At 72.3% G+C, this 20,374-nt stretch carries 18 protein-coding genes and 1 tRNA gene; 7 read left to right on the top strand and 12 right to left on the bottom strand.

Annotated elements, in window-relative coordinates:
• Positions 1-177: 177 nt before the first annotated feature.
• The 5 genes from ACLGIH_RS16555 to ACLGIH_RS16535 form a co-directional block, all read right to left on the bottom strand.
• A complete protein-coding gene (locus ACLGIH_RS16555) occupies positions 178-1,650 on the bottom strand; it encodes a peptidoglycan D,D-transpeptidase FtsI family protein (RefSeq protein WP_416526018.1) in 1,473 nt (490 codons plus the stop codon).
• Entirely contained in the window at positions 1,647-3,083 is a 1,437-nt protein-coding gene (locus ACLGIH_RS16550; protein ID WP_416526017.1) for an FtsW/RodA/SpoVE family cell cycle protein, read from the bottom strand. The genes ACLGIH_RS16555 and ACLGIH_RS16550 overlap by 4 nt, the downstream gene beginning before the upstream one ends.
• Positions 3,084-3,110: 27 nt before the next feature.
• On the bottom strand, positions 3,111-4,658 hold the full coding sequence (locus ACLGIH_RS16545; protein ID WP_416529397.1) for a Stp1/IreP family PP2C-type Ser/Thr phosphatase: 1,548 nt from the start codon (positions 4,656-4,658) through the stop codon (positions 3,111-3,113).
• A 145-nt stretch (positions 4,659-4,803) separates the two neighbouring features.
• Complete coding sequence (locus ACLGIH_RS16540) at positions 4,804-5,316, bottom strand: FHA domain-containing protein FhaB/FipA (RefSeq protein WP_416526016.1); 513 nt, start codon at positions 5,314-5,316, stop codon at positions 4,804-4,806.
• 10 nt (positions 5,317-5,326) lie between these two features.
• Positions 5,327-6,196 (bottom strand): FhaA domain-containing protein, encoded by an 870-nt coding sequence (locus tag ACLGIH_RS16535; protein WP_416526015.1) that lies wholly within the window; start codon positions 6,194-6,196, stop codon positions 5,327-5,329.
• A gap of 675 nt (positions 6,197-6,871) precedes the next feature.
• On the opposite strand from ACLGIH_RS16535, the gene ACLGIH_RS16530 reads away from it, so the two are divergent.
• Positions 6,872-6,958 (top strand) — tRNA-Leu (locus ACLGIH_RS16530).
• A gap of 123 nt (positions 6,959-7,081) precedes the next feature.
• Here the strand turns inward: ACLGIH_RS16530 and ACLGIH_RS16525 are convergent.
• Positions 7,082-8,002, bottom strand: a complete 921-nt coding sequence (locus tag ACLGIH_RS16525; RefSeq protein ID WP_416526014.1) for a dioxygenase family protein — start codon at positions 8,000-8,002, stop codon at positions 7,082-7,084.
• Positions 8,003-8,304: 302 nt separating this feature from the next.
• Between ACLGIH_RS16525 and ACLGIH_RS16520 the strand changes: the two genes are divergently transcribed.
• The 3 genes from ACLGIH_RS16520 (at position 8,305) to ACLGIH_RS16510 (ending at position 11,284) form a co-directional block, all read left to right on the top strand.
• Positions 8,305-9,768, top strand: coding sequence for a DUF2252 domain-containing protein (locus ACLGIH_RS16520; protein WP_416526013.1), 1,464 nt, complete (start codon positions 8,305-8,307; stop codon positions 9,766-9,768).
• Between the two features lie 161 nt (positions 9,769-9,929).
• Complete coding sequence (locus tag ACLGIH_RS16515) at positions 9,930-10,769, top strand: hypothetical protein (RefSeq protein WP_416526012.1); 840 nt, start codon at positions 9,930-9,932, stop codon at positions 10,767-10,769.
• Positions 10,770-10,954: 185 nt separating this feature from the next.
• A complete protein-coding gene (locus tag ACLGIH_RS16510) occupies positions 10,955-11,284 on the top strand; it encodes a rhodanese-like domain-containing protein (RefSeq protein WP_416529396.1) in 330 nt (109 codons plus the stop codon).
• Positions 11,285-11,731: 447 nt separating this feature from the next.
• Here ACLGIH_RS16510 and ACLGIH_RS16505 read toward each other — a convergent pair whose 3' ends face one another.
• From ACLGIH_RS16505 to paaA, 5 genes are read right to left on the bottom strand one after another with little or no spacing between them, the layout of a single operon-like run.
• Entirely contained in the window at positions 11,732-12,790 is a 1,059-nt protein-coding gene (locus tag ACLGIH_RS16505; RefSeq protein ID WP_416526011.1) for a 2Fe-2S iron-sulfur cluster-binding protein, read from the bottom strand.
• Positions 12,790-13,395, bottom strand: a complete 606-nt coding sequence (gene paaD, locus ACLGIH_RS16500) for a 1,2-phenylacetyl-CoA epoxidase subunit PaaD (protein WP_416526010.1) — start codon at positions 13,393-13,395, stop codon at positions 12,790-12,792. The genes ACLGIH_RS16505 and paaD overlap by 1 nt, the downstream gene beginning before the upstream one ends.
• Positions 13,389-14,123 (bottom strand): 1,2-phenylacetyl-CoA epoxidase subunit PaaC, encoded by a 735-nt coding sequence (paaC, locus tag ACLGIH_RS16495; protein ID WP_416526009.1) that lies wholly within the window; start codon positions 14,121-14,123, stop codon positions 13,389-13,391. The genes paaD and paaC overlap by 7 nt, the downstream gene beginning before the upstream one ends.
• Positions 14,120-14,407, bottom strand: a complete 288-nt coding sequence (gene paaB, locus ACLGIH_RS16490; RefSeq protein WP_416526008.1) for a 1,2-phenylacetyl-CoA epoxidase subunit PaaB — start codon at positions 14,405-14,407, stop codon at positions 14,120-14,122. The genes paaC and paaB overlap by 4 nt, the downstream gene beginning before the upstream one ends.
• Positions 14,404-15,468, bottom strand: a complete 1,065-nt coding sequence (gene paaA, locus ACLGIH_RS16485; RefSeq protein ID WP_416526007.1) for a 1,2-phenylacetyl-CoA epoxidase subunit PaaA — start codon at positions 15,466-15,468, stop codon at positions 14,404-14,406. Before paaA ends, paaB begins: the two co-directional genes overlap by 4 nt.
• Before the next feature lie 322 nt (positions 15,469-15,790).
• Here paaA and ACLGIH_RS16480 point away from each other — a divergent pair, with 322 nt between their 5' ends.
• From ACLGIH_RS16480 to ACLGIH_RS16470, 3 genes are read left to right on the top strand one after another with little or no spacing between them, the layout of a single operon-like run.
• Positions 15,791-16,534, top strand: a complete 744-nt coding sequence (locus ACLGIH_RS16480) for a DUF5819 family protein (protein ID WP_416526006.1) — start codon at positions 15,791-15,793, stop codon at positions 16,532-16,534.
• Positions 16,531-17,751, top strand: coding sequence for an HTTM domain-containing protein (locus tag ACLGIH_RS16475; protein ID WP_416526005.1), 1,221 nt, complete (start codon positions 16,531-16,533; stop codon positions 17,749-17,751). The genes ACLGIH_RS16480 and ACLGIH_RS16475 overlap by 4 nt, the downstream gene beginning before the upstream one ends.
• Positions 17,748-18,503, top strand: coding sequence for a TrmH family RNA methyltransferase (locus ACLGIH_RS16470; RefSeq protein ID WP_416526004.1), 756 nt, complete (start codon positions 17,748-17,750; stop codon positions 18,501-18,503). The genes ACLGIH_RS16475 and ACLGIH_RS16470 overlap by 4 nt, the downstream gene beginning before the upstream one ends.
• A gap of 34 nt (positions 18,504-18,537) precedes the next feature.
• Here the strand turns inward: ACLGIH_RS16470 and paaN are convergent, their stop codons facing one another.
• On the bottom strand, positions 18,538-20,229 hold the full coding sequence (gene paaN / locus ACLGIH_RS16465; RefSeq protein WP_416526003.1) for a phenylacetic acid degradation protein PaaN: 1,692 nt from the start codon (positions 20,227-20,229) through the stop codon (positions 18,538-18,540).
• Between the last annotated feature and the right edge of the window lie 145 nt (positions 20,230-20,374).

Below are 20,374 nucleotides of genomic sequence, written 5' to 3'. Positions count from 1 at the left end.
CCCTCTCCGTCGGTCCCGACCGGCATGTTTGTTCGGTCGGAGGCTGCCGTCCGGCCTACCGTACCCGGCTCCGTTTGTGTGACTTGGCCAAGCCCGTCACCCGATACAGGACCGGTATCGCAACGTGCACCGATGTGAAGCAGACGTGAGCGGAGTCACTTCCCGTTCAGCTGCGTCTCACTTCTTGCTGTCGAGGACCGCCTGCATCACGCTCTTCGCGATCGGGGCGGCCAGGCCGCCGCCGGAGATGTCGTCGCGGACCGCGTCCTCGTCCTCGACCACCACGGCCACGGCCACCGGCGAGCTGCCGTCCTCGGCCTTGGCGTAGGAGATGAACCAGGCGTAGGGGTTCTCGCTGTTCTCGACACCGTGCTGGGCGGTACCGGTCTTGCCGCCGACGGTGACGCCAGGGATCTTGGCGTTGGAGCCGGTGCCCTTGTCGACGACGGTCTCCATCATCGACTGCAGGATCTGCGCGTTCTCCGGCGACAGCGGCCGGCTCAGCTCCTCCGGGTCCGTCTTCTCGATGGTGTCGACGTTCGGGGCCTGGAGTTCGTCGACCATGTACGGCTTCATCAGCGTGCCGTTGTTGGCGACGGCCGCGGGGACCATGGCCATCTGCAGCGGCGTCGCGGCGGTGTTGAACTGGCCGATGGAGGAGAGCGCGACCTGCGACTCGTTCATGTCCTCGGAGAACACCGAGGCACTGGAGCGGACCGGGGTGAACTGCTCGGCGTTGAAGCCGAACTTCTCCGCCGTCTCCAGCATCTTGTCGTTGCCCAGATCGGAGCCGATCTTGCCGAAGACGGTGTTGCAGGAGATCCGCAGCGCCTCGCGGAGCGAGACGTTCTCACACTGGATGTTGCCCTCGTTGGGCAGCTCGGTGGTGGTGCCGGGCATCGTCCACGGCTGCGGGGAGTCGGTCTTCTCGTCCGGGTCCGTGTACTTTTCGTGCTCCAGCGCCGCCGCCGCGGTGACCACCTTGAAGGTCGAGCCGGGCGGGTAGACCTCGCGCAGCGCGCGGTTGAGCATCGGGTCGTCGGGGTTGTTCTTCTTCTGGAGCCTGTTCCAGGCCTGGGCGTCCGACTTGCCGTCACCGGCGATCGTCGAGGGGTCGTACGACGGGTAGGAGGCCAGCGCCAGGATCTTGCCGGTGGACGGCTCGATGGCGGCGACCGCGCCCTTGCCGCCCTGCTTCTTCAGGCCCTCGTACGCGGCCTTCTGCGCGGCGGCGTTGAGGGTGGTGACGACGTTGCCGCCCTCCTTCTTCTTGCCCGTGATCATGTCGAGCGTGTTGCGGAAGAAGAGCCGGTCGTCGTTGCCGGTGAGGATGCCGTCCTCGATCGACTCCAGCTGGTTGGCGCCGTAGGCCTGGGAGACGAAGCCGGTCACCGGCGCCCACATCGCACCGTTCTTGTAGGTGCGCTTGTACTTGAAGTCGCCCTCGGTGGTGGTGTGCCCGGTGATCGCCTTGCCGTCGACGATGATGTCGCCGCGCGGGGTGGCGTACCGCTCGATGGCCACCCGGCGGTTGTGCTCGTCGTCCTTGAGGTCGTCGGCCTTGACGTACTGGAGCCAGTTGTCGCGGACGAGCAGCGTGAGGATCAGGAGACCGCAGAAGATCGCGATTCGGCGCAGCGGCTTGTTCACGGTCGGACCACCTGGGTCATCTCGGCGTCGGGGTTGGCGGCGGGGGCGGGGGCCGGGCGGCGCGCGGTGTCGCTGATCCGCAGCAGCACGCCGATCAGAGCCCAGTTGGCGATGACGGAGGAGCCTCCGTACGCCAGGAAGGGCATCGTCATACCGGTCAGCGGGATCAGGCCCATCACACCGCCGGCCACGACGAAGACCTGGAGCGCGAAGGCGCCGGACAGGCCGATGGCGAGCAGCTTGCCGAACGGGTCGCGGGCGGCGAGGGCGGTGCGCACGCCGCGCTCCACGATCAGGGCGTACAGCAGCAGCAGCGCCATGACGCCGGCCAGGCCCAGTTCCTCGCCGAAGGTGGCGAGGATGAAGTCGGAGTTGGCGGCGAACCGGATCAGGTCGGAGTGGCCCTGGCCCCAGCCGGTGCCGAGGGTGCCGCCGGAGCCGAACGCCCACAGGGCCTGCATGGCCTGCTCGGAGTGGCCCCATTCACCCGCGCGCGAGAGCGTGTACTCGCGCATCGGGTCCAGCCAGGCGTCGACGCGCTGCTGGATGTGCGGCTCGAAGCTGGCCACGCCGACGGCGCCGACCGCGGACATCAGCAGACCGAAGACGATCCAGCTGGTCCGCTCGGTGGCGACGTACAGCATGATCACGAACATGCCGAAGAACAGCAGCGAGGTGCCCAGGTCGGTCTCGAAGACCAGGATCAGGATGGACATCGCCCAGACGACCAGGATCGGCCCGAGGTCGCGTCCGCGCGGCAGGTACAGGCCCATGAAGCGGCGGCTGGCGAGCGCGAGCGCGTCCCGCTTCACCATCAGGTAGCCGGCGAAGAAGATCGCCAGAACGATCTTGGCGAACTCACCGGGCTGGATGGAGAAGGAACCGACCTGGATCCAGATCTTGGCGCCGTAGATGTTCCGGCCGAGGCCCGGCACCAGCGGCAGCAGGAGCAGCAGCAGCGCGCCGACCATGGAGATGTAGGTGTAGCGCTGCAGGACGCGGTGGTCCTTGAGGAAGATCATCACGGCGACGAACAGCGCGATGCCCATCGCGGTGTACATCAGCTGCCGGGGCGCTGCGCCGCCGGCCTGGCCGATGTCCTGGAGCAGCTCGGACTGGTCCAGGCGCCAGATGGCGACGAGTCCGAGCCCGTTCAGCAGCGTGGCCAGCGGCAGCAGCAGCGGGTCCGCGTACGGCGCGAACTTGCGGACCACCAGGTGGCCGACGCCGGCCAGCAGGCCGAGACCGAGGCCGTAGCTCAGCAGTCCGGCGGGCACCTCGTCGTTGAGGGCAAGGCCCACGTTGGCGTAGGCGAAGACCGGGATGACGACGGCGAACGCCAGCAGGGCCAGCTCGGTGTTGCGGCGGCTCGGTGCGCCGATGGCACCGATCGTGGACGTGTGGTGCGTCGGCGAGTTGGAAGTACTGCTCATCGTGTGACGGGGCCTCTCACGGCTTGCCTACTGCTTACCGCACAGCGAGACGACCTTCTGCTCTTCCTCCGAGAGAGTGGGGCCGGGGCCGGGAGTGGGTGCGGTCGTGGACGGGGACGGGGACTGCGGGGCCTTCGGCGAACCCGAGGGGTTCGGGGTCGGCGAGGCCTTGGACGTGAAGGAGGCGGGTGTGGTTCCCGTGGTGCCTCCGGCCTCGCCCTCGCCCGTCTTCGCGTTCTGCTCGTTCTGTGCGGTGCGCCGCTCGGCCTGCTTCCTGCAGGCCGAGGCCTGCACGGCCAGCTCGTCGATCTTCGACCGGGCGTCGTTCAGGTCGCCCTCGGCGATCGAGGCCTCGACCAGTTTCTGCTGGTACGGCGGCAGGTACTTGAGTTCGATCTCGGGGTGGTCCTTCTCGACCTCCGACAGCGACACCCAGGCCAGGTCCTGGCTGATGCCGCGGTAGAGCGCGACGTGGTCGCCGCGGGTGCCGACGTAGTACTGCGTCTGGGTCCAGCGCCAGCCGCCGTACAGTCCGGCGCCGATGACGGCGAGGATCAGCACGGTGTAGAGGGAGACCTTGAGCCACTTGCGCCGTTTGCGGGGCTTGACGAAGTCGCCGTCGCCCCAGTCGCCGAAGCCGTCGGCCGGGATGTAGCCGGTGGTGTCGCCGCTGCCGGGCGGGCCGAACTCGCCGCCTCCGCCGCCCTGCCTGCCGCCCTGGCGGCCGAGGCCGGAGGCGCGGCCGGCCGGGGTCTGCATGATGCCGTTGTCGCCGATCTGGTGCTGGTTCTCGGCGACGGCGCCGACCACGACCGGGGTGTCGGACAGCTGCCCGGCCAGGGTGTCGCCGGTGTCCAGGTCGAGGACGTCGGCGACGATGACGGTGATGTTGTCCGGGCCGCCGCCGCGCAGCGCGAGCTGGATCAGCTCCTGCACGGTCTCCTGCGGGCCCTGGTAGCTGGCGAGGGTGTCCTCCATCGTCTGGTGGGAGACGACGCCGGAGAGACCGTCGGAGCAGATCAGGTAGCGGTCGCCGGCCCGGACCTCGCGGATGGACAGGTCGGGCTCGACGTGGTCGCCGCTGCCGAGGGCGCGCATCAGCAGGGAGCGCTGCGGGTGGGTGCCGGCCTCCTCCTCGGTGATCCGCCCCTCGTCGACGAGGCGCTGCACCCAGGTGTGGTCCTGCGTGATCTGCGTCAGCACCCCGTCCCGCAGCAGATAGGCGCGGGAGTCGCCGACGTGCACCAGGCCGAGCCGCTGCCCGGTCCACAGCAGCGCGGTCAGGGTGGTGCCCATGCCCTCCAGGCTGGGGTCCTCCTCGACCATCTGCCGCAGCTGGTCGTTGGCGCGCTGCACGGCCGTGCCGAGCGAGGTGAGGATGTCGGAGCCCGGCACGTCGTCGTCGAGAGCGACGATGGTGGAGATCACTTCGGAGGAGGCGACCTCGCCGGCCGCCTGGCCGCCCATGCCGTCGGCGATGGCGAGCAGGCGCGGGCCGGCGTAACCGGAGTCCTCGTTGCCCTCCCGGATCATGCCCTTGTGCGAACCGGCGGCGAAGCGCAGTGACAGACTCATGCGCACCTCGCCCGTCGGCTGCTCCGGGTACAGCCGGTCGTGTCGAGCCACACTGCCCACCCTCCGGTCGGGAGCGCGCCGCGGCCCGGGGTGCCGGCCGCCACTGCGTGCTCGCTCCGCTCGCGCTCGTTCATTTGGTGTAGCACTACTTCCGCAGCTCGATGACGGTCTTGCCGATGCGGATCGGCGCACCCAGCGGAACCGGTGTGGGAGTCGTCAGCCGGGACCGGTCCAGGTACGTGCCGTTGGTGGAGCCCAGGTCCTCGACGATCCACTGCCCGTTCTGGTCCGGGTAGATCCTGGCATGGCGGCTGGAGGCGTAGTCGTCGTCCAGCACGATCGTCGAGTCGTGCGCCCGGCCCAGGGTGATCGTCTGGCCCTGGAGGGCGACGGTGGTACCGGTGAGGGTGCCCTCGGTCACGACCAGCTTGGTGGGAGCGTTGCGGCGGCCCCGGCCACCGCTCGGCTGCTGGCGCTGCGGCGGCGGCGCCTGGCGCGCGGCCTGCTGCCGGTCCCGGCCGGCCTCCCGGCGCGCGGAGCGCTGGGTGACCCGCGTACCGAACAGGTCGCTGCGGATGACCTGCACGGCCACGATCACGAACAGCCACAGTACGGCCAGGAAACCCAGCCGCATGACCGTGAGGGTCAGCTCTGACATTGCCCCCGGATCACCCTTCGGCTTGCCTATAGATAACGGTGGTGCTGCCCACGACGATCCGCGAGCCGTCGCGGAGCGTAGCGCGGGTGGTGTGCTGCCCGTCCACCACGATGCCGTTGGTGGACCCGAGATCCTGGATCGTCGAGGGCGTTCCGGTCCGGATCTCGCAGTGCCGGCGGCTCACGCCGGGGTCGTCGATCCGCACGTCGGCGTCGGTGCTGCGGCCCAGCACCAGCGTCGGGCGGGAGATCTGATGGCGAGTGCCGTTGATCTCGATCCAGTAGCGGGTGCGTCCGGCGGACGCGGGTGCGGCCGGCGGCCGCCGGCCGCTCGCCGGCTGCGGGTAGCCGTAGCCGCCGGGGCCACCGCCCGGCGCCCCGGGCGGCGGCGCGGCCGGCATCGGCGGGGGGGACGCGGAGGCGGCGGGCGGGTAGCCGTAGCCACCGCCGGGGCCGCCCGACGGGGCGGCGGGGGCCGCCGGCGCGGGGCCGCCCTGCTGGCTGCTGGAGGAGGCGAGCGTACGGCTGCGCACCCGGTACAGACCGGTGTCGAGGTCGTCCGCCTTCTCCAGGTGGACCTTGATCGGTCCCATGAAGGTGTAGCGCTGCTGCTTGGCGTAGTCGCGCACCATGCCGGCCAGCTCGTCGCCGAGCTGGCCGGAGTAGGGGCTGAGCCGCTCGAAGTCCGGTGCGCTCAGCTCCACGATGAAGTCATTGGGGACGACGGTGCGGTCGCGGTTCCAGATGGTCGCGTTGTTGTCGCACTCCCGCTGGAGCGCTCCCGCGATCTCCACGGGCTGCACCTCGGACTTGAACACCTTGGCGAAGGTGCCGTTGACCAGACCTTCGAGACGCTGCTCGAACTTCTTCAGGACTCCCATGGGGCACCTCCTCCGTCCTGCCGTCCTGTCCACTGCCCTGCGTACTGCTGCCCGCGCCGTGCGGGCCGCGTACTGCTTACCCGCGTACTGCCTACCCGCGCACTGCTTACCTGGTACTGCTTACTGATCGTATCCACGCGCCGGTCGATCGGCTGGTTCCCCCTGTCGGCCCCGTCGACGGGTGTCGACGCCCGGTGGCGCCTGGCGACGCCTGTTGGAGTTCCCGCCGGAGCCTTCCTTCGAACTCCGCCGGCTCCTCCGGGCGCGCTTCTGGGCGTCTCATGCCCAGGATCGTAGAGGGGGCTGTGGACCAGTGTCCCGCACCCGGCTGCGGACCCGGTCCGCCTCCTGGGAAGACGGGCCGGACCGGTACGAGGTTGATACGTGAACGGACACGTGTCGATACCTGTCCCGGACCCTGTGCCCTGTCCCGGCCCTGCCTCCGTCTCTGCCCCGATCTCTGCCCCGATCTCTGCCTCGGTCTCTGCCTCGGTCTCTGCCTCGGTCTCTGTCTCGACGCCCGTCGATACGCGGCCGGGGCGTGCGGCGCCCTGCGATTCCGCCCGCAGGGGCCCCGGGAACAAGGGATGTGAATCCACCCCGTACGGCGTGCTAATGTTCTGGGTGTCGGAAGGCGCCGGACCGAAGGGGACGGAGCCGGAGGACACACCCAATGCGCGGGTGGCGGAATAGGCAGACGCGCTGGATTCAGGTTCCAGTGCCCGCAAGGGCGTGGGGGTTCAACTCCCCCCTCGCGCACCAGACGGAAGCCCCGTAGGTCTCGGACCTACGGGGCTTCCGCGTTGTCGGGTTTCTCACGCTGTGCGTTCTGCGGTGGGTGGCGGTGAGAGTCGCGGTTGTGAGGAAGCTCTCAGGGCCTCTGGCTCATTCGCGGTGCCACAGGGCTGGGACGTTCGGTGGCTCCCAGCCGGTCATGGAGGTGTGGCTCTGCCGGCAGCGGTAGGCGTCCCCGCCGTAGGTGACCCGGTCGCCGGCGGTGTACGGGCGGCCGGGCGCCCAGGTTCCGCCGGGCGGGTCGGTCGGTGGGTCGGTGGGTGGGTCGGTGGGATCGCCGTCCACGTCGAGCACGAAGCCGAAGGCGGCCTGGCGGCGTCCGCCGGAGTCGCGGACGGTCATCAGCAGCGCCGGGTCGAAGAGGGCGTCGGTGGCGTTGCGGGGCTCGCCGGGGAAGTACAGCTGCGTGGTGAGCACCGGTTCGCCGGGTGCCTGGGCCTTGACGTGGAGGTGGCGGGTGCGGCCCGGGTAGAGGCCGGGCACGATCGTGCGCAGGGTGAAGGCACCGGTGGCGTCGGTGAACTGGTGCCCCCGGAAGCGGTAACCGGCCATGTCGTAGGCGCCGGCGGTGTCCGCCTGCCAGAAGTCGAGCAGTACGCCGGGGAGCGGGACGCAGTTCCGGCCGAAGACGTAACCGCTGACCGTGAGGGGGGTGCCGCCCGTGCCCGGCGGGACGATGTCGGTGCGCAGCGGGGAGTTCGGCTTGAAGTAGGGGCCTTCCATCTGGTCGGGCGTGGGGTCGTCGTCGTCGCCGTCGTCGCAGTAGGGCGTCGGCGTGAGGGGCCGGCCGGCCGGGGGGCGGGCGTCGCGGGCGAGTGCCGCGGGGGTTGGGCCGGTGCCGGTGCCGGTCGCGATGGCCATGCCGGTGGCTGTGGCGAGCAGTGGGGCGGCGGCGCCTGCGGCTACGGCCGCCTTGAGGAGGGTTTTGCGGCTGATACCGGGGGCGGTGGGGGCGGCTGCCGGGGTGTCGAGGGTGTCGGGGGTTTCAGGGGGCTCGTGGCGTGGGGTCATGGCGCGGTCCTCGGTCTCCTTGGGGGAAGCAGGTCCGGGGGGTGCCTGAGGGGAGCGCGGGGGCGCGGGAGCGCGCCGGGGCGCGGGGCAGGCTGCTGTTGCCGTGGGCGCGCTCCCGTGCTGTGCGTCGACCAACGTAGTCGCGCCGGTGAGGGCCGGGGAGCTTCCGTCACGCCCCCTGCACGGCGTTATGCGGGGGAGGCGGGGGCGTCGGGCACGTGTACGCGCAGTGGGCGCGGATGTACCGTCTGGCGCGTTGACGTCGGTGTACGGGGACGTACGGCTATGGGGAGGGCGACGGGATGAACGAGGCGGTGACCGGGGCGGAGACCGGGGCGAGGGCCGGTGGGACGGCCGGGGCAGCGACCGGGCGGACGGCCGGGGCGCGGGTGCCTGACGTACCGGGGTTCGCGGCGTGGCCTGCCGGCGGCTCGCCGAAGGCGGAGGGCAAGGCGCTGCGGGGACGGGTCCCGCGGTCCGCGCACGCGGCCCTCGACCTGGACGCCGCGCGCCCGGACGCGGTGGGCGCGGTGGAGGAGTCCGGCAGGGGACGGATACCCGAGCTGACCCCGATACGGGTCGGGCGGATGGCGGCCACGCCGTTCGCCTTCCTGCGCGGGTCGGCCGGGCTGATGGCGTACGACCTGGCCCGCACGCCCATGACCCGGATCCGGGCGCAGATCTGCGGCGACGCCCACGCGGCGAACTTCGGTCTGTACGGTGACGCGCGCGGCGGCCTGGTCATCGACCTGAACGACTTCGACGAGACCGTGCACGGCCCCTGGGAGTGGGACCTGAAGCGGCTCGCCGCGTCGCTCGTGCTCGCGGGCCGGGAGGCGGGCGCGGACGAGGACACGTGCCGCGAGGCCGCCCACGACACGGTCGGCGCCTACCGGCGCACCATGCGGCTGCTGGCCAAGCTCCCGGTGCTGGACGCCTGGAACGCCATCGCCGACGAGGAACTGGTCTCCCACACCGACGCCCACGATCTGCTCGGCACGCTGGAGCGGGTCTCGGCGAAGGCGCGGGCCAACACCAGCGGACGGTTCGCGGCCAAGTCGACCGAGCCCACCGAGGACGGCGGGCGGCGTTTCGTGGACGCCCCGCCGGTGCTGCGGCGGGCCTCGGACGAGGTGGCGGCGGCGGTGGCGGCGTCCTTGGAGTCGTACCTGACCACGCTGCCCGAGGACCGGCTGCCGCTGCTGGCCCGGTACGCGGTCCACGACGTGGCGTTCCGGATCGTCGGCACCGGGAGCGTCGGCACCCGGTCGTACGTCGTGCTGCTCCTGGACCACCGGGGCGAGCCGCTGGTCCTCCAGGTCAAGGAGGCGCGGACGTCGGCGCTGGTGCCGCACCTGGCGACGGCCGGTTTCGAGGCGCCCGAGGTGGCGCACGAGGGCCGCCGGGTGGTCCTGGGCCAGAAGCGCATGCAGGTGGTCAGCGACATTCTGCTGGGCTGGACGTCGGTCGAGGGGCGGCCGTTCCAGGTGCGGCAGTTCCGCAACCGCAAGGGCAGCGTCGACCCGGCCGCGCTGGCCGCCGACCAGATCGACGACTACGCCCGGATGACCGGCGCCCTGCTGGCCCGCGCCCACTCGCACAGCGTCGACCCGCGGCTGATCGCCGGGTACTGCGGCAAGAACGAGGAACTGGACGAGGCGATCGCCGCGTTCGCCGTCGCCTACGCGGACCGCACGGAGGCGGACCACGCGGAGTTGGTGACGGCGGTGCGGGCGGGGAAGGTGGCGGCGGAGCTGGGGGTGTGAGCGGGCGGTGCAGGCCGGGACGAGGACGGCGGCGGGGGCAGGGGGTGATGAGCGGCGGGGCAGGGGGGTGAGCGCTGCGGCCGGGACGGTGGGGCTCGTGATGGTCAGGAGGGCACGTGCGCGTCGCGGTGGGGGCTCGGGGCGTGGCCTACGCTGGTCGGGTGACGACCCCGGAAGCTGAGCAGGGCGGCGACGAGCGGCCGAGGACACCGGAGGGCGGTGCGGCCCGGCCCGAGGAGCGGCTGGAGCAGGCCGTACGCGCCGCCGAGCAGGCACTCATCGAGTACGAGATCGCGGTGGAGACCTTCCGGGTGGAGGTCGAGAACTTCTCCCGGCTGCACCACCAGCGGCTCGGACCGGTGTACGCGCGCCTGGAGGAACTGGATGCGCAGATCCTCGCCGCCAAGGCCGACCGCAGCGGCGACCCCGAGGACCGGCGCCTGGCGGACGACGCCCGGGCCCGGCTGGCGCCGCTGCCGGGCGTCGAGGAGCTGATGCACGGCTGGATGGACGGGGAGGGGCTGTTCCCGGAGGCCGCGGCGATGCTCACGGAGCAGGCGGTACGGCCGCCGCAGCGGGTGCGGCCCAGCGAGGAGGCCCGCCGGCTCTACCGCGCGCTGGCCCGCAAGGCGCACCCCGACCTGGCGCAGGAGGAGGGTGACCGCAAGCGGCGTGAGGAGTTCATCACCCGGGTCAACGCCGCCTACGCCCGCGGTGACGAGAAGGAGCTGCGCGAGCTGTCCGAGGAGTGGGCCGCCGGTCCGCAGCCCGAACGGGGCCCGAGTCCCGCCGAGGAGCTGTACGCCCGCCTGGAGTGGCTGGCCCGGCGCAAGGACCTGCTCACCCAGGTCGCCAAGGAACTGGAGGACAGCGCGATCGGCGGCATGCTCCGGCTGGCCCCGGACGACCCCGACCGGCTGCTCGACGAGATCGCCGGGCAACTGCGGGTCCAGGTGGCCGAGCGGGAGGCGGAGCTGGCGGGGCTCCTGGGACAGGGGTAGCTGCCGTGGTGACCGGGCCGGGGTGCGGGGTGACGGGCTCCGTGTCGGCCGGGCCCGTGTCGGCCGTGTCCGCCGGGCCTGTGTCGGCCGGCGCCGTCTGGGACCGTGCCGTGTCGGACGGTGCCGTGTCGGACGGCGCCGGGAGGGCGTCGGGTAGCGTCGGGACCATGAGTTTCGGAGCTGGTGTGCCCACGGTCGAGGTTTCCGACCTCGGTGACGACGCCTTCCTGCTGGACGTCCGGGAGGACGACGAGTGGCAGGCCGGCCACGCCGAGGGGGCGCTGCACATCCCCATCAGCGAGTTCGTGGCCCGGTACGGGGAGCTGACCGAGGCCGTGCCGCAGGACGGGCGGGTGAACGTGATCTGCCGGTCCGGCGGGCGCTCGGCGCAGGTCACCATGTATCTGGTCCAGCAGGGTATCGACGCCGTGAACGTCGACGGCGGCATGCAGGTGTGGGCCGCCGCGGGCCGCCCCGTCGTGACCGACGAGGGCCGGCCGGGGCGCGTGCTCTAGCGCCCCGGAGCCCAGGCCCGGCATCGGACGCCGGCCCACCGGGTGGGCGCCGACAGGTCGCCCAGCGCCTCCCCGGGCATCGCCCCAGCGCCTCCCCGGGGATCGCCCCAGCGCCTCCCCGGGGATCGCCCAGCGTCTCCCAGCGGCCGATGCCGGCCCTGGGCTCCGGGGCGCCGTGCGTCTGTACGGCCGCCGCTGCCGCGTTGCTCTCCAGCAGCGGCACCCTGGCCGGCGCCTGGGGCCAGCGCCCCTGGTCGGCTACCGCGGCCGACTCCCGCAGCTCGCCGCCTCGCGGCCGCCGCCTGCTGCTCCTCCGCGCAGGTAAGGCCCACGAGGCCTGCCCTCCCGGCGGCTCCGCTTTCCGAGGGGCCGGCTGGGACGTCACCCGACGTGGCGGCCGCGGGGCCGTCGGGACGGAACGCGTCGCAGTAAGGCCCGCCGCCGGCTTCAGCGGTCGAAGTCCAGCTCCACCTGCTCCGTCACCGGATGCGACTGGCAGGCCAGCACATACCCGGCCTGCGTCTCCTCCGCCTCCAGCGCGTAATTGCGGTCCATCCGCACCTCGCCGGAGACCAGGAACGCCCGGCACGTCCCGCACACCCCTCCCTTGCAGGCGTAGGGCGCGTCGGGCCGGTTGCGCAGCACCGTCTCCAGAAGCGATTCGCCCTCCTGGACGGGCCAGGTGCCACCGCGGCCGTCGAGCCGGGCGGTGACGGTGCTGTGCGCGGGGGCGGGGGACGAGGCGGTCGGTGTCGCACCGGCGTCCACGTGGAAGATCTCCTCGTGGATGCGGCCGCGTGGCACGCCGAGCCCGCGCAGGGCCCGCTCGGCGCCCTGCACCAGCCCGAACGGCCCGCACAGGAACCATCCGTCCACCCGCTCCATCGGCAGCAGCGCCGGCAGCAGACCGGTCAGCCGGTCCTCGTCGAGGCGGCCGGACGGCAGCCCCGCCTGCTGCTCCTCCCGGGAGAGCACCGTCACCAGCTGGAACCGGTCGGGGTACCGGTCCTTCAGGTCGGCGACCTCCTCCAGGAACATCGTCGAGGCGGACGTCCGGTCGCTGCGTATCAGACAGAACCGGGCCCGGGGCTCGCGTGCCAGCAGCGTCGAGACGATCGACAGCACAGGGGTGATGCCGCTGCCGCCGACGACGGCGGCGTACAGCCCGGGCGCCGGGTCGAGCGTGAAACGGCCGGCCGGGGTCATGACCTCCAGCTCGTCCCCGACGTTGATCTCCTTCATCGCGTAGGTCGAGAAGGTCCCGCCCTCCACCAGCCGCACGCCCACCCGCAGCTGCTCCGGGCCCTCGCCGTCCGGTGCCGGGGAGCAGATCGAGTAGGTGCGGCGGATCTCCTGGCCGTCCGCCGTCCGGCGCAGGGCGAGGTGCTGGCCGGGGGCGTGCCGGAACTCCTCGCGCAGCCGCGGGGGCACGGTGAGGGTGAGGGCGACGGAGTCGTCGGTGAGCCGGTCGACCGCGGCCACTGGGAGCCGGTGGAAGCGGGCCATCACAACTCCTTGAAGTGGTCGAAGGGTTCGCGGCAGGCCAGACAGCGCCGCAGCGCCTTGCAGGCGGTGGAGGAGAAGCGGCTGAGCAGCTCGGTGTCGGCGGACCCGCAGTGCGGGCAGTGGATCGGAGTGGTGGCCGGGTCGGGGGCGCCCGTCGCCGCCTGGGCGGTGGGTGCCTCCGTGGCGGTCGGTGCCTCCGTGGCGTCCGCCGGTGCGGACGGGCGGGCCCGGGTGGGGCCCAGGGACACGGGGACGGGGCCGTCCTGGTGGCGCACGCGGGGCGGGGCGATGCCGAACCGCCGGAGTTTGTCACGCCCCTCGTCGGTGATGTCGTCCGTCGACCAGGCGGGCGAGAGCACCGTGCGCACGGTCACGTCCCGCACGCCGTGCTCGTGCAGCGCACGCTCTATGTCCAGGGACATCGCCTCGATCGCGGGGCAGCCGGTGTAGGTCGGGGTCAGCTCGACCTCGACCGTGTCCGGGCCCTGGACGTGCACCGCGCGCAGGACGCCCAGCTCCCGCAGGGTGAGCACGGGCAGCTCGGGGTCGGGGACCGCGCCGGCGATGTCGAGGAGCTCCGCCTCCAGCGGGGTGAGCGTCACCATGACGCCCCCGGGTGGCTGCGGTGCAGGTGCTGCATCTCGGCGAGCATCCGGCCGAACGGCTCGGTGTGCAGGCCCTGACGCCCCGCGCCGGCCGCCCAGGCTCCCGTCCGCGGCCCGTCGGGCACGGTCAGGGTCGCCCGGCGCAGCACGTCCCCGACGGCCGCCAGCCAGGCAGCCTCCAGCGCGGCCCGGTCGACGTCGAGTCCCTCGACCGGCTGGAACATCTCGCCGGTGAACCGCCACAGCGCGTCGCAGGCCCGCTGCATCCGCTCGTGGCTGAGCTCCGTGCCGTCGCCGAGGCGCAGGGTCCACTGCTCGGCGTGGTCGCGGTGGTAGGCGACCTCCTTGACCGCCTTGGCGGCCAGCGGCGCGAACGGGCCGTCGGCGGCGGCCAGCTCGGCGTAGAGCAGGTGCTGGTACACGGAGAAGTACAGCTGGCGGGCGATGGTGTGGGCGAAGTCGCCGTTCGGCTGCTCCACCAGCTGGAGATTGCGGAAGGCGCGCTCCTCGCGCAGGAACGCCAGCTCGTCCTCGTCACCGGCCGCCGACAGCAGGACGCGGGCCTGGCCGAGCAGGTCCAGGGCGATGTTGGCGAGGGCGACCTCCTCCTCCAGCACGGGGGCGTGACCGGCCCACTCACCCAGGCGGTGGGAGAGCACCAGGGCGTCGTCGCCGAGGGCGAGGGCGGCCGTGGTGGGCAGGGCGTCATGGACCACGGGCGTCGTCACAGGTGCTGCACCCCCTCCGGGATCTCGTAGAACGTCGGGTGCCGGTACGGCTTGTCGGCGGCCGGCTCGAAGAACGGGTCCTTCTCGTCGGGCGAGGAGGCGGTGATGGCGGACGACGGGACGACCCACAGGGAGACGCCCTCGCCGCGGCGGGTGTAGAGGTCCCGGGCGTTGCGCAGGGCGAGCTGGGCGTCCGGGGCGTGCAGGCTGCCGGCGTGGGTGTGTGCGAGGCCGCGCCGGGAACGGACGAAGACCTCCCACAGGGGCCAGTCGGTCGTGCTCATGCGTGCGCCTCCTCGCGCTCACCGGTGTGCTTGGCCTGCTTGGCCGCGTACGCCGCGGCGGCCTCCCGTACCCACGCGCCCTCGTCGTGCGCCCGCCTGCGCTGGGTGATCCGCTGGTCGTTGCACGGGCCGTTGCCCTTCAGGACGTCCCAGAACTCGGTCCAGTCGATCGGGCCGAAGTCGTAGTGGCCCCGCTCCTCGTTCCAGCGCAGCTCCGGGTCGGGGAGGGTGAGGCCGAGGGACTCGGCCTGCGGGACGCAGATGTCGACGAAGCGCTGGCGCAGCTCGTCGTTCGAGTGGCGCTTGATCTTCCAGGCCATCGACTGGGCCGAGTGCTGGGAGGCGTCGTCGGGCGGGCCGAACATCATCAGCGACGGCCACCACCAGCGGTCCACCGCGTCCTGCGCCATCGCGTGCTGCTCGGGGGTGCCCCGGCTGAGGGCGAGCAGCGCCTCGTAACCCTGGCGCTGGTGGAAGGACTCCTCCTTGCAGATGCGGACCATCGCGCGGGCGTACGGGCCGTAGGAGCAGCGGCACAGGGGCACCTGGTTGGTGATCGCGGCACCGTCCACCAGCCAGCCGATCGCGCCGACATCCGCCCAGGTCAGCGTGGGGTAGTTGAAGATCGAGGAGTACTTCTGGCGGCCGGAGTGGAGCTTGTCGAGCAGCTCCTCGCGGCTCACGCCCAGGGTCTCCGCGGCGCTGTACAGGTACAGGCCGTGGCCGGCCTCGTCCTGGACCTTGGCCATCAGGATGGCCTTGCGGCGCAGCGATGGCGCGCGCGTGATCCAGTTCGCCTCCGGCTGCATGCCGATGATCTCGGAGTGCGCGTGCTGGGCGATCTGCCGGACCAGCGTCGCGCGGTAGGCGTCAGGCATCCAGTCACGTGGCTCGATGCGGTCGTCGGCGGCCACGGCGGCGTCGAAGGCGCGCTCGTACGCGGAGATGTCGTCGACGGTGTCCACGCCGGTGCCGGCGCCCTTGCTGGCGCCTGTGCCGGAGGCGTCGGCCGTGTCGTGCGCCTGGGTGCGGGCCGTGTGGTCCGCGGCTGCTGTCGCCATGAGGTCCCCCTCGACCTGAGCTCTGCTCGGAGCACGCTCCCGACCGATCGTTCGGTTCGTGCGATTCCATGGTGAGACGGGCGCCGTAAGGTGTCAACCGCTGTGGATAACCTGCCGTGGCCGCCTGTGGACAACGGCCCGCGGCGGGTGTGGCGACGGCCACGGTGCGAGCGGACCGCCGGGGGCTGTGGGCGCGGACGGTCCTGAGTACCGTTCGCGTTCGAACACCGCGCAGCGGGGCGCCCGGGCCGGCGCCATGGCGCCCCGGCGGCAGGCGGGCGCAGCGACGGACCGGACGACTGGAATCGGGGAACGGGGCGGAATGGACGCGTACGACACGGGGCCGAACGCCCGGCGACTGCCGGAGCAGCCGTTCGGCCCCCCACAGCCCCCCGCGGACGACACCGCCCCCGAGGCCCGCACCGGCGTCGCCGCACTCTCCCTGCGCTACCAGGTCGGCGCCGCGCTCGCGCTGGCGGTCGTGGCCGTCACCGTCTGCGTCCACCTCGGCATGACGTTCCTGCACGTCGCCCCCGCCAACACGATGACCAAGCGGCACGGCGAGGTCGTCGACGCCTGGGTCTACCCGGAGTTCGAGCAGAACTGGAAGCTCTTCGCGCCGAACCCGTTGCAGCAGAACACCACCGTCCAGGTCCGCGCGGAGGTGCGCACCGCGGACGGCGCCATACGCACCACCGGCTGGTACGACCTGTCCGCCGAGGACGGCCGGGCCATCGACGGCAACCCCGTGCCCAGCCACACCCAGCAGAACGAGCTGCGCCGCGCCTGGGACTTCTTCATCGCCACGCACGACTCCGACAACCGCCCGGTGGGCCTGCGCGGGGCGCTCTCCGAGACGTACCTGCGCCGCATCGCGGTGCTGCGCCTGGACCGGAACGGGGCGGGCGGGCCGGGCGGTGCGGTCGAACGGGTCCAGTTCCGCTCCCGCACCGTGAACGTGCCGCCACCGGACTGGAGCCGTGAGAAGGTCTCGGACCGCCCGCAGTACCGGGTGCTGCCCTGGTGGCCGGTCCCGGCCCGCGAGGCGGAAGGAGTCGCCGGATGAACCGCGTCGCCCTGTCGGTCTCGCGAGGCATCGCCCGCGTCACCGAGGCTCCCCTCGGCCGCTACCAGACGGCCGTGATACGCATCGGCTTCAGCGCCACCTGGCTGCTCTTCCTGCTGCGCGAGCTGCCCCACCGCCACGAGCTGTACGGCCCCGACGGCCCCTGGAGCTGGACCCTCGCCCAGCAGCTGATCGCGGACAACGGCGCCTTCACGGCGCTGATGTGGTGGGACGGCCGGTTCTGGTTCGAGGCCGTCTACGCGCTGTCCGTCCTGAGCAGCGTGCTGCTGCTGATCGGCTGGCGCACCCGCACCACGGCGGTGCTCTTCATGCTCGGCGTGCTCTCGCTGCAGAACCGCAGCGTCTTCATGGGCGACGGCGGCGACAACGTCCTGCACCTGATGAGCATCTACCTGGTCTTCACCCGCTGCGCCCAGGTGTGGTCCCTGGACGCGCGCCGGGCGCGGCGCGCCGAGGAGGCACGCGCGCGTGGCGCGCGCGTGGCGGACCGGATCGGGCCCGCCCTGTGGGGCGTGCTCGGGTTCGTGCTGCTCACGGTGACGCTCGCGGGCCGGTTCGGCGGCGAGTGGCTGGTGCCGGTGCTGCTGTGGACGGTGTGGGCCGCACAGGCGCTGTGGTGGGCCGTGCAGCGCATCGAGCGGACGCGCGAGCCGCGGATCCTGCTCGACGTGATCAGCAACGTGGTGCACAACGGCGCCCTGCTGGTCATCATGGCCGAGGCCTGTCTGATCTACGCGACCGCCGGCTGGTACAAGGTCCAGGGCTCGCGCTGGCAGGACGGCACCGCGGTCTACTACCCGCTGCACCTGGACTACTTCTCCCCCTGGCCCGCCCTCGCCGATCTGCTGGCCGCCAGCGGCACACTGGTGATGATCATCACCTACGGCACGGTGATCGTGCAGGTCGCCTTCCCGTTCACGCTGTTCAACCGGCGGGTCAAGAACGTGCTGCTGGCCGTGATGATGACCGAGCACGCCGTGATCGCGGTCGTTCTCGGGCTGCCGTTCTTCTCGCTGGCGATGATCGCGGCGGACGCCGTCTTCCTGCCGACGTCCTTCCTGCGCCGGCTGGGCGGCCTGGCGGCCCGCGCGCGCGGGCGGCTGCCGCGGCGCCGGGACCGTGGCGCGGTGCCCGGGCAGCGAGAGGCGAAGGCCGCCGAGGACGCCGAGGGCAGGCACGTAGGCTTCCCGGCATGACCGACCCCGTGACCGGCTGGCACCGGCTCACCGCCACCTGTGTCCTGCTCGACGGCTTCCACGCCCTCAAGCACGCGCTGCGCTTCGGCGCCGAGGTCCCGGTGGCCGTCACCACCGACCGCGGGGCCGCACTCGCCCTCGCCGAGGAGCTGGCGCCGGACGTCCGGGACCGGCTGGACACCCTGCTGACCGAGGTCCCGGAGCCGACGTACGCCTCCCTGGTGCCGCGTCCGCACCCCACCGCCGTGGCGGCCCTGGCCGTACGCCCGTCCCGTGCGGCCAACCTGGGGCAGCTGGCGCACGCACCCCGCACCGCGCCCGTCGTGGTCCTCGACAACCCGCGCAACCTCGGCAACGCGGGCGCCGTGATCCGGCTGGCCGCCGGCTTCGGGGCGACCGGCGTGGTCACCACCGGCACCCTCGATCCCTGGCACCCGACGGTGGTGCGCGGCGGGGCGGGGCTGCACTTCGCGACCGCCGTGGAGCGGCTGGACGCCGAGGAACTGCCGCGGGGGCCGCTGTTCGCCCTGGACCCGGAGGGCGAGGACATTCGCCGGCTGAAGCTGCCGGACGACGCGCTGCTCGCCTTCGGCTCGGAGCGCAGCGGGCTCTCGAGCGAGCTGCGCGCGCGTGCCGACCACCTGGTGGCGCTGCCGATGCGCCCCCAGGTCTCCAGCTACAACCTCGCGACCAGCGTGGCCATGACGCTGTACCACTGGAGCGCCACCGGGGGCGCACGGCCTGGCCCCTAGGGCGCGCCCCACGTCCTGGACCCTGGGGCACGTCCTACGCCTCCCGGCGCACCTCCACCACCCGGAAGCGGTTGGCGACGAAGGCGCCGTCGGTGAGGGCCGCGTTGGCCGCCGGGTTGCCGCCCGAGCCGTGGAAGTCGGAGAACGCGGCCGTCTGGTTGACGTACACCCCGCCGGTGAGGTTGAGCGAGAGCTGGGCGGCCTCCTCCAGGCAGACCTCCTGCACGGCCTGCTCGACCTCGGCGTCGGTGGTGTACGCGCCGACCGTCATCGCGCCCTTCTCGCGGATGCTGCGGCGCAGCAGCTCCAGTGCGTCCACCGCCGAGTCGACCGCGACGGCGAAGGAGACCGGGCCGAAGCACTCGCTCATGTACGCGGCCTCGTCGTCCGGCTTGGCACCGTCCAGCTTCACGATCACCGGTGTGCGCACGACCGCGTCCGGGAAGTCCGGGTTCGGGACCTCACGCGAGGCCAGGGCGAGCTCGCCGAGGCCGGCGGCGGCCTCGAGGCGGGCCTTGACGTCCGGGTTGACGATCGCGCCGAGCAGGGCGTTCGCCCGCGCGTCGTCGCCGAGCAGGCCGTCGACCGAGCGCGCCAGGTCGGCGGTCACCTCGTCGAAGGTCTTGGGGCCCCGGTCGGTGCGGATGCCGTCGCGGGGGATCAGCAGGTTCTGCGGGGTGGTGCACATCTGGCCGCTGTACAGCGACAGGGAGAACGCCAGGTTGGCGAGCATGCCCTGGTAGTCGTCGGTGGACTCCACGACCACCGTGTTGACCCCGGCCTTCTCGGTGAAGACCTGGGCCTGGCGGGCGTTGGCCTCCAGCCAGTCGCCGAACTCCGTGGAGCCGGTGTAGTCGATGATCCGGATCTCCGGGCGGGTGGCCAGCGTCTTGGCGATGCCCTCGCCGGGCCGCTCGGCGGCCAGCGCGACCAGGTTCGGGTCGAAGCCCGCCTCGGCGAGCGCCTCGCGGGCCACCTGGACGGTGAGGGCGAGCGGGAGCACCGCGCGGGGGTGGGGCTTGACCAGGACCGCGTTGCCGGTGGCGAGGGAGGCGAACAGGCCCGGGTAGCCGTTCCACGTCGGGAAGGTGTTGCAGCCGATCACCAGGCCGATGCCGCGCGGGACCGGCGTGAACCGCTTGGTCAGTGCCAGCGGGTCGCGCTTGCCCTGCGGCTTGGTCCACTCCGCCGCCTCGGGGGTGCGGACCTGCTCCGCGTACGCGTACGCCACCGCTTCCATGCCGCGGTCCTGGGCGTGCGGGCCGCCCGCCTGGAACGCCATCATGAACGCCTGGCCGGAGGTGTGCATGACCGCGTGCGCGAACTCGTGCGTCCGGGCGCTGATGCGGCTGAGGATCTCCAGGCAGACCATGGCGCGCAGCTCGGCGCCGGCGTCCCGCCACGCCCGCATCCCGGTCCGCATGGCCGGGAGCAGCACGTCGAGGTCCGCGTGCGGGTAGGTCACGCCCAGCTCGATGCCGTACGGGGAGGTCTCGCCGCCGACCCAGTCGTCCGTGCCGGGCTGGTCGAGGTCGAGGCGGGTGCCGAGCAGCGCGTCGAAGGCGGCCTTGCCCGCCACCATGTCCAGGCTGCCGTTCTCCCCGTAGGCCTTGGGGTGCTCGGGGTGCGGGGACCAGTACGCGCGCGTGCGGATCGCTTCCAGCGCCTGGTCGAGGGTGGGCCGGTGCTTGGCGATCAGTGCGTGCGCGGTGAGTTCGGCGGCCATGCGGGACCAACTCCTCGTCTCAAGAACTCTTCGTCGAGCTCATGACCTGGGCAAAGAGACCTGGCGGAAACCTGGGCGGGAACACTCGGACAGAGTTAGAGTAACCGAACGATCGGTCGGGACAAGGGGGTCCGCCGCATCTGTG

Source organism: Streptomyces hamibioticus, from assembly GCF_047946815.1.
Taxonomy (GTDB): Bacteria; Actinomycetota; Actinomycetes; order Streptomycetales; family Streptomycetaceae; genus Streptomyces.
This window is presented reverse-complemented; position numbering and strand designations above follow the sequence as displayed.